This is a genomic window from Streptomyces sp. 8L, from assembly GCF_020176795.1.
GTDB lineage: Bacteria > Actinomycetota > Actinomycetes > Streptomycetales > Streptomycetaceae > Streptomyces.
The window spans coordinates 1-13,654 of record NZ_JAIUKE010000024.1 but is presented as its reverse complement, the minus strand read 5'-3'; the positions used below and the strand labels follow the sequence as shown (position 1 = coordinate 13,654).

Annotated in this window: 10 protein-coding genes and 1 pseudogene; 6 read left to right on the top strand and 5 right to left on the bottom strand. The window is 73.4% G+C overall.

Translation table 11 applies throughout. The features are described 5' to 3' along the window. Positions 1 to 235 precede the first annotated feature (235 nt). From LCE31_RS03140 to LCE31_RS03125, 4 genes and pseudogenes are all read left to right on the top strand, one after another. Positions 236 to 673 carry a response regulator gene (locus LCE31_RS03140; protein ID WP_225012387.1) on the top strand — a complete coding sequence of 146 codons (438 nt, stop codon included), beginning with the start codon at positions 236 to 238 and terminating at the stop codon, positions 671 to 673. Between the two features lie 41 nt (positions 674 to 714). After that, positions 715 to 1,731, top strand: coding sequence for a dioxygenase family protein (locus tag LCE31_RS03135; RefSeq protein WP_225012386.1), 1,017 nt, complete (start codon positions 715 to 717; stop codon positions 1,729 to 1,731). Between the two features lie 147 nt (positions 1,732 to 1,878). Then, positions 1,879 to 2,583, top strand: a pseudogene (locus LCE31_RS03130) (GNAT family N-acetyltransferase); the annotation flags it as partial. Beyond that, a complete protein-coding gene (locus LCE31_RS03125) occupies positions 2,566 to 3,216 on the top strand; it encodes a DUF1349 domain-containing protein (RefSeq protein WP_225012388.1) in 651 nt (216 codons plus the stop codon). The pseudogene LCE31_RS03130 and the gene LCE31_RS03125, both read left to right, overlap by 18 nt. 139 nt (positions 3,217 to 3,355) lie before the next feature. On the opposite strand, the gene LCE31_RS03120 is transcribed toward LCE31_RS03125, so the two are convergent. After that, complete coding sequence (locus LCE31_RS03120; RefSeq protein WP_225012385.1) at positions 3,356 to 6,838, bottom strand: phosphodiester glycosidase family protein; 3,483 nt, start codon at positions 6,836 to 6,838, stop codon at positions 3,356 to 3,358. A gap of 298 nt (positions 6,839 to 7,136) precedes the next feature. Further along, complete coding sequence (locus tag LCE31_RS03115; RefSeq protein ID WP_225012384.1) at positions 7,137 to 8,834, bottom strand: SpoIIE family protein phosphatase; 1,698 nt, start codon at positions 8,832 to 8,834, stop codon at positions 7,137 to 7,139. 195 nt (positions 8,835 to 9,029) lie between these two features. Between LCE31_RS03115 and LCE31_RS03110 the strand changes: the two genes are divergently transcribed. Beyond that, entirely contained in the window at positions 9,030 to 10,829 is a 1,800-nt protein-coding gene (locus tag LCE31_RS03110; RefSeq protein WP_225012383.1) for an ABC transporter ATP-binding protein, read from the top strand. Positions 10,830 to 10,844: 15 nt separating this feature from the next. Here the strand turns inward: LCE31_RS03110 and LCE31_RS03105 are convergent, their stop codons facing one another. From LCE31_RS03105 to LCE31_RS03095, 3 genes are all read right to left on the bottom strand, one after another. Beyond that, the gene (locus LCE31_RS03105) at positions 10,845 to 11,450 is read right to left on the bottom strand and encodes a TetR/AcrR family transcriptional regulator (protein ID WP_225012382.1); all 606 of its coding nucleotides are present in this window, start codon (positions 11,448 to 11,450) and stop codon (positions 10,845 to 10,847) included. A 13-nt stretch (positions 11,451 to 11,463) separates the two neighbouring features. Then, positions 11,464 to 12,306, bottom strand: coding sequence for an oxidoreductase (locus LCE31_RS03100; protein ID WP_225012381.1), 843 nt, complete (start codon positions 12,304 to 12,306; stop codon positions 11,464 to 11,466). Between the two features lie 116 nt (positions 12,307 to 12,422). Next, positions 12,423 to 12,911, bottom strand: a complete 489-nt coding sequence (locus LCE31_RS03095) for an Lrp/AsnC family transcriptional regulator (RefSeq protein ID WP_225012380.1) — start codon at positions 12,909 to 12,911, stop codon at positions 12,423 to 12,425. A 283-nt stretch (positions 12,912 to 13,194) separates the two neighbouring features. Between LCE31_RS03095 and LCE31_RS03090 the strand changes: the two genes are divergently transcribed. Further along, on the top strand, positions 13,195 to 13,485 hold the full coding sequence (locus LCE31_RS03090; protein WP_225012379.1) for a chaplin: 291 nt from the start codon (positions 13,195 to 13,197) through the stop codon (positions 13,483 to 13,485). Positions 13,486 to 13,654: the final 169 nt, after the last annotated feature.

Genomic DNA, 13,654 nt, shown 5'->3' with positions numbered 1-13,654 from the left:
CCCGCCCCCCGCCGCCCCCCCGCCCCCCCCCCCCGGCGCGCCCCCCCCCCCCCCGCGCGGGGGGGGGGGGCCGGCCGGGCGCCCGGGGGCCGGCCCGGCCCGCGGGCCCGGCGGACGCCCAGCACGGCATGAGGGCTGCTGGCGCGCAGGTAGCCCCGGCCATAAGCTGTACGTCCATGGCCTCCCACGGCCGCCCTCGTGCCTCCCCCCTTTCCAGCGCAGGAGCAGACCCGCCGTGAACACGTTCGCCGACGACCGTACGTACAGTCTCCTGCTCGTCGAGGACGACCCGGCGGACGCGCTGCTGATCGAGGACGCGCTGATCGAGCGCGGCGCAGCACGCGAGATCGCCCATGTCACCGACGGCCTCGCCGCGCTCGAGCACCTGCGCGACCCGTCCAAGGGACGCCCCGACCTGATCGTGCTCGACCTCAACATGCCCCGCATGAACGGGCGCGAACTCCTCGCGGTGCTGAAGGAGGACGGCGAACTCGGGAGCATCCCCGTGGTGGTCCTCACCACCTCGGCCGCTCCGGACGACATCGAGGACGCGTACCGGCAGCACGCGAACGCGTATGTGACCAAGCCGATGAACCTGGACGAGTTCATGCGCTCCGTCCAGGACATCGACTCGTTCTTCCTGGACACGGCAGCCACCCCGCCCCGCGACTGAGCACCGGCCGGGGGCGCGCAGACGGAGAAGAGGCGCGCGACATGGCAGACACCGCCGAGGTCCCGGCCGGTGAGCCGGCCTCAGAGTCCGCCGGGGCGCAGGCGGGTGACGTCGCGCCGGGGCCCGGCGCCGGGCGTGCCGCGGGCGCTCGGCCCGCCGCCGGCTTCGACGAGGAGACCTCGGCGGAACTGGTGAACGCCTCATGGGCGGAGTCCTGCGACAGCCGGCTCCGCGAGGTGCTCTCCCGCCTCGTCACCCATCTGCACGCGTTCGTACGGGAGACGGAGCTGACGCACGCGGAGTGGGAGCACGCCCTCCGTTTCCTCACGGCGGTCGGCCAGAAGTGCGACGACACCCGCCAGGAGTTCATCCTCCTGTCCGACGTGCTGGGGGTGTCGATGCTGGTCGACGCGGTCAACAACCGCGGGCCGAGGGGCGCGACGGAGACCACCGTGCTCGGGCCCTTCCACCTGGTCGACTCCCCGCCCCGGCCGCTCGGCGCCGACATCGCACAGGACCATGTGGGCGACGCGTGCGTCGTGGCGGGCACCGTCAGGTCGGCCGACGGCACGCCTCTTCCGGGCGCCCGGGTGGATGTGTGGCAGGCCAACGGCGAGGGGTTCTACGACGTGCAGCAGCCGGACGTGCAGCCGCCACTGAACCTGCGCGCCCTGTTCACCTGTGACGACGGAGGCCGGTACTGGTTCCGCAGTGTGGTGCCGAGCCACTACGCCGTGCCGCGGGACGGCCCGGTGGCTGACCTGCTGAACGCGACGGGGCGCCACCCCTACCGGCCCGCGCACATCCACTTCATCGGCCAGGCCCCGGGGCACCGGCCCGTGACGACCCATCTGTTCATCGAGGGCAGCCCGTATCTCGACTCGGACGCGGTCTTCGGGGTGAAGCGCAGCCTGATCGCCCCGGTCCGGGAGGTGCGGGACCCGAGGCGGGCGGCGGCGTTCGGCGTGGAGGCCCCCTTCCGGCTCATCGAGTTCGATCTCGTACTGGCACCGGACAATCCGGGCCCTGACACGCGGCGGACAGCGGGCCACGGCTGACAGCGAGTCGCGGAAAGCCGGCCAGGGAACGAGCGGCGGACGGTGGAGACGAACGGCGGACCGGCAGGGAACGAGCGGCCGACCGCCGTCGCCGGCCGGTCGGAATCGCGCTTGTGAGAGCGCTCTCAGAGCGGCAGAATTCCTGCCATGCTGCCTTCTGCACCCCCTTCGGGCGCATCCGGCTCGTCCGGATCTCCCGGCTCCCACGGCTCCTCCGGCTCCCCCGGCACATCCGGCGCGCCCTCCGTCGCCTTCGTCCGCCCGTACCGGCCCGCAGACCGCGCCGCGCTCTACGACATCTGCGCACGCACGGGGCACGAGGGCGGCGACTCGCGGCACCTCTATCCGGACCCGGACCTGCTGCCGACGATCTTCGCCGCGCCGTACGTGGAACTGGAGCCGGGGCTCGCCTTCGTCCTGGACGACGGATCGGGGCAGGCCGTGGGTTACGTGATCGGCACCGCCGACACGGCCGCCTTCGCCCGCGCCTTCCGCGAGAGCTGGCTGCCCCGGGTCGAAGGCCGCTACCCGCGCCCCGCCGGGGCGCCCGCCACGCCGAGCGAGGGGATGGCGGAGCTGCTGCACACCCCGGAGCGCATGGTGCTGCCCGAACTGGCCGGCCACCCGGCACACCTGCACATCGACCTCCTCCCGGACTGGCAGCGCAAGGGGCACGGGCGGGCGCTGATGCACACGTTCCTGCAGGCCCTGCACGCCCGGGGCGTCGGGGCCGTGCACCTGGGCATGGTCACCGCGAACACGGCCGCGCGCGCCTTCTACGACCGGCTGGGCTTCGAGGTCCTTCCCGTGGACGATCCCGGTCCGCTCACCTATCTGGGCCGGTCCACCGAGCTCGCCGACGCCGCCCCGGGCGGACCGGCGGCCCCCACCGCACCGTCCGGTGCGGTACTGGGCCTGCCGGGCTGGGAGTGGTTCAACCCGCCGGCCGCGTGGGCCGCTTCGGGCGACGGCCTCGACATCACCACGGACCGGGACACCGACCTGTGGGTGCGCACGCACTACGGGTTCGTGCGCGACACCGGGCACGCGCTGCTGCGCCGCGTGCCGGCGTCGTTCCGTATGCGGGTCACCTTCACGGGCGGCTATCGCGACCAGTACGACCAGGCCGGGCTGCTGCTGCGGCTGGACGCCACGAGCTGGATCAAGGCCGGCGTGGAGTTCGTGGACGGCCGGCGGCAGGTGAGCGCCGTCGTGACACGCGGCGTGTCGGACTGGAGCGTGGCGCCCCTGGACGGTCCGGTCGCCGGGCCGATGACCGTGGAACTGGACCGGAGGGGCGACACGGTGACCGTACGGTACGGGGCCGATGGCGCGGCTGCGACGACGCTGCTGCGGCTGGCGTACTTCCCCGAGGGGGTGGCGGCCTTCGCAGGCCCGATGTGCGCGTCGCCGGAGGGCGCGGGCTTCACGGCGCGGTTCACCGGTCTCCGGCTGGAGGAGCTCCCGGCCCCGGCCGGCGGCTGACGGCGTGCGGCGGCGAGTAACACCACGTCGACGCGCCTGTGGTGTCCGGGGCCCGCGCCATCGGCGCGCCCGGGCGCGCCGCGACGGGCCGCCCGGACCGGCATCCGGCCGCGGTGGCACGCCCGTCGCGACGGTGGCGTCAGTTCGGGGCCGGGCCCTTCCGGTCCCGCGTCACCCGGAGCTCCGCGGTCCTGGTCGTCCCGCTCACCGTCACCGAGATCCGGACGGTGCCGAGTCCGCGTCCCGCCGTCAGCGTGCCTGTCGGCACGTCGAACCGTGCGGGCCCTGTGACCTGCCAGTCCGCGCTGGCCGGGAACGCCACCGGCACCTGGCGGGTGCCCTGGGTGAGGGTCGCGGTCACCTTCGCCGTGCCGCCCGCGGGCAGACTCGACGGCGCCGTGAGGGACAGCGTGTCGGTGTGCGGCCGGGTCTGCACGGAGATCCAGTCGGGCCCGCCCCGCCACGGCTCCCGCCGCGCCGCGGCCTGGGCCACGTGCGACACCCTGTCGACGCCCACCAGCGACCAGCCGGTGAAGCCGCCCTGGCCGGCCGGTGCCGAGGGGTTCTTGCCGGAGTTGCCGTTGATCAGGTACGGCACGCCGTCGACGTGGGACGCGGCGAACACCCCGACGTGCCCGCCGACGAAGACCGCGCCCTTGCCCGTACGGTGCTGGAAGTCCGCGAGCCACCGCTCCAGCAGCGCGGCCTCCTTCCGGTCGGAGAGCTGGCTGCCCTGTTGCGGGGTGGGGTCGCGCGGCGGGACGTGTTCGATCACCGCGACCGAGCGGACACGGTTGTCGGCCGCCGCCGCGTCGAGCTGCGCGCGCAGTTGCTCGATCTGGTCGAGGCCGCCGCCGCGCAGGGTCAGGCTGGACGTGTCGAGGGTGATGAACCTCGTGCCCTTGTGGTCGAAGACCTGGTGCGCCGGGCCGAACTCGGCCGTGAAGTCGGCGATGGACCCGCCCATGACCTCGTGGTTGCCCGGCACGTAGTACCACGGGACGGCGTCGCCCAGTTCCTCGTCGAGCACGCGGTGGGCGAACGCGAGGTCCGCCGGTGACCCCTCGTCCACCAAGTCGCCGTCGATGACGACGAAGTCCGGCTTCGCCGCCCTGATCTGCCGCAGCGTGCGCCGGGCCTGCGCCACGATGTCGCTGTCGGGTGAGGCCGCGACGAACTGGGCGTCGGACATCACGGCGAACCGCCAGTCCCTCCCCCGCGTGTCCGCGGCCGTGCTGATCAGCGGGTCGGCGGGCGGCGCGGCCGTGGGCAGGTCGATCTCCGGCGGGATCTGCGCCGCCAGATCGTCGATCTGGATCTGCCCGGTGTACGACTTGGTGGCGTCGGTCTCCGCGAGGTAGAAGCGGTACACGCTGACCGGCATGGCCACGGTGGCGGGCACCGCGAAGGTCACCTGTCTCCAGCCGGTCCACGTAACGTAGGGGCCGCGCAGCAGCTGGTCGGTACCTGCCGCGTCCTTCAAATGCAGCGTGGGCCAGGCCCCGTGCCCGTCGCCCTTGATCCACAGCGTGAAGGACTGGGGCTGCCCGGGTACGGGGATCGCCGCGGGCGGGGTCGCGTACGCGGCGCGGGTGGCCGTCGACCGGGTGAAGTCGTAGCTCATGGAGAGTGCCGTACCGGTGTGCCCGTCGGCGGCGGGGGCGAGCGACCCGCTCGCGCGTGCCTGGCTGAAGGTCCAGGACGCGGCGTCGTCGAAGGACGCGACCTGCCGCTGCTCCAGGCCGACGCTGACGGCGAGTACGGTCCGCACCCCGCCGACGCTCGCGGTGATCTGCCCGGCGCCGCCGCCGGAGAGCGACTTCACCGTGAAGGAGCCCTTGCCGTCGTCGGTGACGGAGAAGCGGGTGTGGTCGAAGTCGAGACGGACGTCCCGGGGTTCGACGGGGGCGCTGTCGCCGTGCGCGTCGAGACCGACCAGCCCGAAGGTGCCGGTGGCCGAGGCATCGGCGAGGCCGATCCGCTGTGTCGTCGGGCGCAGGGTGGTGAGCCGGTCGAGGACCTGGAGGGTGATCGCCCCGCTCGCCCGGCCGTGCACGGCGCGCACCTGGGTCGTGCCGCCCGCGCGCGCGGTGAACAGGCCGTGCCGGTCGACGCGCCCGGCCGATCCGTCGCCGGCGCGCCACTCGGGGCTGCCGGCGGCGGGCCCGTACGTCTCGTCGTAGCCGGCGGCCGTGAGCTGCCTGGTGAGGCCGGGGAAGACCCGTTCGGGGTGGCCGCCCGCGACCGGGTCGACGGTGGGCGCGTCGGAGGGCGATGTCCGGGGCTGGACCCAGAAGCCCTTGAGGCGTCCGCTGCCGTCGGGGGCGGTCAGCGCGAGGCCGTTGGCGACGGCGCGTTCGCTGCCGTCCGAGGGGTTGTTGTCGACGTGCAGGGCGTCGCTGCCCGGCTCGCGGGTCACGAGTGTCGTCGAGCCGCCGCCGTCCAGGTTGAGGGCGCTGTACGAGCCGGCCTTCTTCATCATCGTGCCGAGTTCTGTGAGGGTGACGCCCGCGCTGTCGGCCTGACGGCCGTCGACGGTCACCACCTGCATCCGGCTGCCGTCGCGGGAGAAGCCGACGGCGGTACGCGGCGCGGCCGTATTGTTGCCCTCGCCGTCGTGGTTCTGCGCGACGCCGTCGGCGACGAGCAGTTCGCGACCGCCGACGGCGGTGCGCGGCACGGGGCCGTCGTCCGTGCGCGGCCGGTAGGTGAGGGAGACCGGGTCGCCGGGTTTCAGCGCGGTGAGGGCCGTGGCGCCGGACTCCCGGCCGACGAGTTCCGTGGTGCCCGCGGGGATGGGTCCGCTGCCGGGCTTCGCCGCGACGGAGACGACCTTGCCGCCGCGTACGGTCGCCTCGGCGAGCGGACCCTTCGAGGCGTTCACGGTCAGTGCGCGGTCCGCGGTGCCCCACGCGGAGGTGTAGACGCCGATGGAGTCGGCGGGGACGTCGGCCGCGTTGTACGTGGCGAGCGGGCGCGTGACGGACGGCAGGGTGAGCGTGCCGTCGAAGTAGAGCTGGAGGACGCGTCCCGCGGCGCCCGGGCCGAAGCCGACGGCCGAGGAGGGGCCCGCGCTCGGGGACTGGACGAGGGAGCCGTCGCGGATGCCCTCGCCCTCGGGTGCCCCGGTCTCGTCGATGTCGAAGAAGTCGGAGTTGATGGCAGCGACGGTGCGGCGGCCCTTGCCCGGGTCGTGCTTCGCGGCCATGTCCGACACGGTGTCACGGGCCGAGACGGGACCGGAGGAGAGGTAGTCGGCGCGGGTGCCGGTACCGGTGAGGTCGACGTCCAGCGCGTCCACGCGGAGCCACTTGTCCGCTTCGAGCCGGTCGTACGTGGTGAGGTTCATGCCGGGTGCGACGGGGCGCGAGGCGGAGTCGGTCTCGATGCCGTCCGCTCCGGCGCCCGTTTCCGCGCCGCCGGGTCTCGCGCGGCCGGGTTGCGCACCGCCGGTGCTGAGCGCGCCCGCGGGCGGCGGGGCGATCGGCCGCAGCATCTCGGCCGTCGTACGGGGGTGCGGATCGACCCCCGTGCCGGCGAGGGAGGGCCCGGCCGCCCCCGCGGTCAGAGCGGCCAGGGCGGCAAGGACGACGGCCGACCGGCCGGCGATACGTGGTCCCACACGTTCTCCCGAGGATCGCGGGTCGCCCTGAGGCGGGCGAGGTCAGGCGCCAGCATCGCCGTGCACACGCCAATGATCCACGGATGTCGGGGAACATCGGGAAGAACAGACCGTGACGCGCCTCGACCGTACCGGCCATGAGGCGCCGTCAGGGTGACGGCACGTCACGGCCGCCAGTCGCGCGGCGGTCCGCGCGGTCTGCGCGGTCTGCGCCTGGTCAGCCGAGACGGAGCGTCCCCGGCCGGTGGGACGACACCCGCCCGTCGGCGGGGAGCCGGGCGGGCGGCCCGCGGCGCGCTCAGGTCCGCGCGGTGTCCGGCGGCTGATCCTGTGCGCCTCGGGCGGTGTCGTCGCGGCGCAGCAGGAGCAGGGCCATGTCGTCGCCGCCGTTGAGGCGGGCGGCCTTCCGCAGGAGGTGTCCGGCGAGCGCCTCCACCTCCTCGGGGCCCGCGGCCACGGCGTCGCTCAGCGACCGCATCCGGGTGCCGAGGTCGGTGCCCGGCAGCTCCACGAGGCCGTCCGTGCACAGCAGCACGGTCTCGCCGGGCCCGAGCAGCGCGCGCGTGACGGGGTAGTCGATCGCGCCGGACCCGGCGAACTCGGCGGAGAGCCCGAGCGGCAGCCCGCCGCCGGACGCGATCCACTCGCAGGTGCCGTCGCGCCGCCGCACCAGGGCGTCGAGGTGCCCGGCCCGCACGATGCGCAGTTGCCCCGTCACCAGGTCGGCGTGCACATAGGTGCAGGTCGCGAACCGGTCCGTGTCGAGTTCCCGCAGGAACGCGGAGGTCCTGGCGAGCGCGGTGGCCGGCGGGTGGCCCTCGGCGACGTACGCGGAGAGCACCATGCGCAGCTGGCCCATCACGACGGCCGCGTCGGTGTCGTGGCCCTGCACATCGCCGATCGTCAGGCCCACGGTGCCGTCGGCCATCGGGATCACGTCGTACCAGTCGCCGCCGACGTTGCGCCCGAGCCGTGCCGACCGGTAGCGCACGGCGATGGAGGCGCCGGGGACGGTCGGGATCACCCGCGGCAGCATGGCCTGCTGGAGGTTCTGGGCTATGTCGTGCTCCTGGCCGTGCAGCATGGCGCCCTCAAGGCCCCTCGCGACGCCGCCGGCGAGCGTGACCAGCAGGTTGCGTTCCGCGTCGTGGAAGGAGTGCGGCTCGGGGAAGAGCACGCCGAGGACGCCGATGGTCCTGTCGTCCGCGATCAGCGGCAGGTACGCCGCGGCGCCGAGCGGGAAGGGCTCGATGCCGGGCCACAGCGTCGGGTAGTCCCTGCGGAACTCCTTCGGCGAGCGGAGGAACCGGGGCCGGTGCGTGGTGACGACCTCGGCCATCGGCAGCGGTTCGTCGAGCCGCGGCCGCTCCATGGACGGCAGGCTCACGCCGAGGTCGGGGAGGGCGATGAGGTGCATCCGCCCGCCCTCCACCATCCCGAGGATCAGTCCCAGGGCGCCGAGGCTGCCGAGCACCTCGCGGTCGTTGAGCGCGGCGCTGACGTCGTCCACGGTCACGGTCTGCGCCATCAGCGAGGCCAGCTGCTCGGTGAGATCGCTGCGGCCCGCGGCCTCGCCGACACCCCTGCCAGGACTGTCCGCCTCGCGCACCACCCCGACGATCCGGGTCGCCCGGCCCCCGCTGTCGTAGCGGATCTGCGCCTGCGCGTGCAGGGTGCGCAGGACCCCGTCCTCGCCCCGGGTGCGGTAGTACGCGCCGAAGCCGTCCACGCCCTGCCGCAGGACGAGCCGCGCCCTGGCCCGCAGCCGGGCGGCCTCCTCCGGCGGGACCAGGCGTGCCGCGCTGAGCGCCCGGCCGTCGTAGTGCTCGGCGCGCAGACCGAGCACGGCGAGGGCGGAGCGGTCGAGGTCGAGCCGGCCGGCGCGGAAATCCCAGTCGAAGGTGCCCATGCGGCCCGGCACGTGCGGCTGGGCCGTGCGGGTGCCTGTGATGTACTCTCCCGGCGCGAAACCGCCGGGCGGTCCCCCATCGGCCATGCAGCCAGCCTCTCACCGTTCGGGCCCGCGCACTTCCCGGCGGCCGGGCTTTCCCGTACGAGGCGGCGGCGCCGGACGCCGTCGGCGCCTCGGGGGCGGCCGGGAAAGCGCTTCCGTGCGGGCGCCGGCTCCGGGAGACTGCTTGGCCGCACGTCGAGCGCGTACCACCGGCTGCCGAAAGAGGCTTCGCTCTCCATGCAGAAATCGCAGTGCGCCGAGCGGGACATCCCGCGTTCCAGCCCCCTGGACCACCAGTACCAGGGAGAGAACCCCCTCAGGACCCTCGCCTACCTCTTCCGCCCCGACCGCGGCAAGCTGACGCTGTCGGTGCTGGTCTTCGCCTTCAAGCACATACCGGTCTGGCTGCTGCCGCTGATCACGGCGAACGTCATCGACGTGGTGGTCTCGCACCGGTCCGTCGCCGAGCTGTGGATCAACACGGGCGGCCTCGGCGCCATCCTGCTGCTGAACTTCCCGCTCGCGATGCTCTTCGCCCGGTACACCAGCGCGAGCATCCGGCGCATGGGGCGCGACGTGCGCTCGGCGCTGTGCCGCAGGATGCAGTACCTCTCGATCGGCTACCACGCGCGCGTCAGCGCGGGGGTGCTCCAGACCAAGATCGTCCGGGATGTCGAGTCGATCGAGACGATGGTGCAGCAGGGCGCCAACCTCGGGCTCGGCGCGCTGATGACGCTGTTCGGCGGTCTCGCGGTGATCGCGTTCAAGGTACCCGTCGTGCTGCCGGTGTTCGTGATCGTCGTGCCGGTGGCCGCGCTGCTGGTCCGGAAGATGCGCTCCCGCATCCGTTCGAACAACGAGGAGTTCCGGCTGGAGATCGAGCGGCTCTCGTCACGGGTGGGCGAGATGACCACATTGATCCCGATCACCCGCGCGCACGGCCTGGAGCGCACCGCGCTGCACCGGGTGGACGACACGCTGAAGGAGGTCCGCACCAAGGGGTTCCGGCTCGACCTGCTCAACAGCCAGTTCGGGTCGATGTCCTGGATCTTGCTGAACACCATGGCGGTGGCGTGCCTGGCGGGCGCCGCGCTCGTCGCGTACTACGGCCGGCTGGGCATCTCGCCCGGCGACGTCGTGATGATCAGCAGCTTCTTCACCACGCTCACCGCGTCCTTCACGACGCTGATGAACCTGACGCCGATCATCTCCAAGGGCCTCGAGTCGGTCCGCTCGATCGGCGAGGTGCTCCAGGCCCCCGACCTGGAGATCAACGAGGGCAAGACGAGCGTCGACGGGGTCGACGGGCGCATCGACTTCCAGGACATGGCCTACCGCTACCCGGAGGCGGCCGAGGACTCCGTGCGCGGCTTCGACCTGACGGTCCGCCCGGGCGAGACGGTCGCCCTGGTGGGCGCCTCCGGTGCGGGCAAGTCGACGATCCTGAACCTGCTCATCGGCTTCATCCGGCCGACCGAGGGCCGCATCCTGCTGGACGGCCGCGACATGTCCGCGCTCGACCTGCGCACGTACCGCAGGTTCCTGTCGGTGGTCCCGCAGGAGTCGATCCTGTTCGAGGGCACCATCCGGGAGAACGTGACCTACGGGCTCGAGGGCGGGGCGGACGAGGAGACGCTGCGCGAGTCGCTGGCCGCCGCGAACGCGATGGAGTTCGTGGAACGGCTGCCGCAGGGCCTCGACACGGTGGTCGGCCAGCGTGGCGCGCGCCTGTCGGGCGGGCAGAAGCAGCGGCTGGCCATCGCGCGCGCCCTGATCAGGGACCCCCGCGTCCTGGTGCTCGACGAGGCGACGTCGGCGCTCGACAACCGGTCGGAGGCGCTGATCCAGGACGCTCTGTCCCGTCTGGTCCGGGGCCGCACGGTGTTCGTGGTCGCGCACCGGCTGACGACGATCCAGAGCGCGGACCGGATCGTCGTGATGGACCGGGGCCGCGTCGTCGAGTCCGGTACGCACCACGAGCTGCTGGCGCTCGGCGGCACGTACGCCACCACGCTCCAGCCGCGCCGCATCGGCTGACGCCGGCCGGCGGGGTCAGGGGCCGGTGATGCGGTCCACCGAGCCGATGCCGAGCGCGGGCGCGGAGAACCGCTCGGGTCCCCGGCGCAGGCCGGCCGCCACGAAGTCGAGGTGGCGCTGCCAGGCATCGGGGGCGACCTCCCCCGCGGTCTCGATGATGCCGCGCACCGCCCAGACGACGGTGGCGATGTCGGAGACGGTGACGCGCGGGTCGACCGCTCCGGCCGCCTGGGCGGCGTCCAGCAACCGGGCCGTCATCGCGCGCAAGTGGTCGACCTGCGCGCGATCAGCCAGCTCTCCCCAGGCCAGGGGCAGATACCCGCGTGCGGACGCGATGCGGTGGCCCACGGTGCGCAGCAGCCGGTCGAGCCCCTCGGCAGGCGGCAGCAGCGACGCCTCCTCCGCGAGGGCGACGAGTTCCTCGTAGAAGACCGACACGAGTTCGGTGACGAGGGCGTCCTTGGAGGGGAAGCGGCGGTACAGCGTCGCGGGGGCGACACCCGCGAGGCGGGCTATGTCCTCCATCGACGCGTTCCGGCCGCGTGCGGCGAAGGCGTCGGCCGCCGCGCCCAGGATGCGCGTACGGTTGCGTGCCGCGTCGCGCCGCAGTCCCTTGCCCACGGGCCCGTCCTTCCTACCGCTCGTCCCCGGGGAAGTCCGCCGACCGGCTCGCCCCGGCCCAGGCCCGGGTCTCGGCCGCGCGCTCCTCCGACGACTTCTCGGCCGCGGCGACGGCGTCCGACCCCAGCAGCAGCCGGGTCGGCGGCCGCGGGTCGCGTACGACGTCGAGGATGACACGCGCGGCGCGTTTCGGGTCGCCGGTCTGGGACCCGTGGGACTCGGCCCTGCGCCGGTGCATCGCGCCGACGCTGGCCTCGTAGTCGGGGCCGACCTCCGCCATCCGCATCGAGGTGCCCTGCCAGTCGGTGCGGAACGCGCCGGGCTCGACGATGACCACCTTCACGCCGAACGGCGCGACCTCGTTCTTCAGCACCTCCGAGAAACCCTCGACGGCGAACTTGGCGCTCTGGTAGGCGCTCAGTCCCGGAGAGCCGCCGACACGGCCGCCGATCGAGGAGAACTGCACGAAGGTGCCCGAGCGCTGGGCCCGCAGCACCGGCAGGGCGGCCCGGGTCACATGGAACACGCCGAAGAGGTTGGCCTCGATCTGGGCACGGAAGTCGTCCTCCTCGACCTCCTCGATGGGCGCCGAGTTGGCGTAGCCCGCGTTGTTCACGACGACGTCGAGCCCGCCGAACGCGTCGACGGCGAGCTGGACGGCCGCGCGGGCCGCCGCCGCGTCCGTGACGTCGAGCGGCGCCGTACGGACGCGGTCCTTGTACGCGCGCACCAGGTCGTCCAGCTGCTCGGGGCGGCGGGCCGTCGCGACGACGTGGTCGCCCGCCTCCAGAGCCGCCACCGCGAGTTCGCGGCCGAAGCCGCGTGAGCTGCCGGTGATGAGCCAGGTCTGCGTCATGTCCGTTCTTCTTCCGTCTGTCGTCTTCCGTACGGCCGCCGGGGAGGGCCGTCTCCGTCCGGAGCGGCCCCTGTCGGGGGCCGCGCCGCACGCTCAGGTAAATGACAGTAAGACTCTCACTTATTCCCCGGTCCGTCGTCGGGCCGGGCGACCGGGTCGATCCGGCCCGGCCTGACGTGCTCGTAGACCATCGTGGTCTGGACGTCGGCCACCTCGCGCCGCTCGGTGAGCCGGTCGATGACGAACGCGTAGACGCCGTTCACGTCCGGCACGGCGACGTGCAGCAGGAAGTCGTGGGTACCGGAGGTGACGAACAGGCCGATGACCTCGGGCAGCCGGGCCGCCCAGTTGCGGAAGGCCTCGATCACGGGCCTGGCGGGCGGCCTGATCCGCACGGAGATCAGCGCCTGCACCGGACGGCCCATGGCCTCCAGGTCGACGGCCGCGTGGTAGCCGGTCACGGCGCCGCGCTCACGCAGCAGCCTGACGCGCTCCAGCGAGGTCGAGGGCGAGACGCCCGTCTTGGCGGCGAGGTCGCGGTTGGTCTGCCGCGCGTCGTTCTGCAATTCGCGCAACAGCGCGCGGTCGACCGCATCGAATTTCACGGGACATCCCTCTCGGCGTACGACATGCGGCACATGGCCTCGGAATCGAAACGTCCGACCAGCGTAGACCGGGACACCCGGGCAACTGGCGCGTGCGACCCCGCGCCCGGGCGGGAGTGGAGTCCTCACGCTCTGTCGAGGTCCGGGGGCGCCCTTACCTCGGACTGCGTCCAATCCGGCAACCTTCTGCGGGAAATCCGTTACCCGGAGTGAGTCCCGGCGTTGAAGGTACGTGAGGCCGTACATCGTGCGGCTGTGCAACAAAAGTTCAAGGAGATACTTGATGTCGCGTATCACGAAGGCAACCGCCGTTCTGGTCGGCGCCGGTGCCGTCCTGGCCGGCGGCGCCGGAATGGCCGCCGCCGACGCCGGAGCGGGTGCCGCCGCCGTCGGTTCGCCGGGTGTCCTGTCCGGCAACGTCATCCAGGTGCCGGTGCACGTTCCGGTCAACCTCTGTGGCAACACGGTCGACGTGATCGGCCTGCTGAACCCCACCTTCGGCAACACCTGCGCCAACGTGGACTCCCAGCCGCAGCAGCACGACGACGGCGGCTACGGCGGGTACGGCGGCTGACACCGCCCCACCTGAGAGACCTTGGCGGACACCCGCCACGGGACTCTTCTCGAATCGGGGGGGGCGCCCCCGGGGGGGGGGGGGGGGGGGGCCCCCCCCCCCCCCCCCCCGCCCCGCCCCCCCCCCCCCCCCGCCGCGGGGGGGGCGGCCCCCCCGGCCGGGGGGCCCC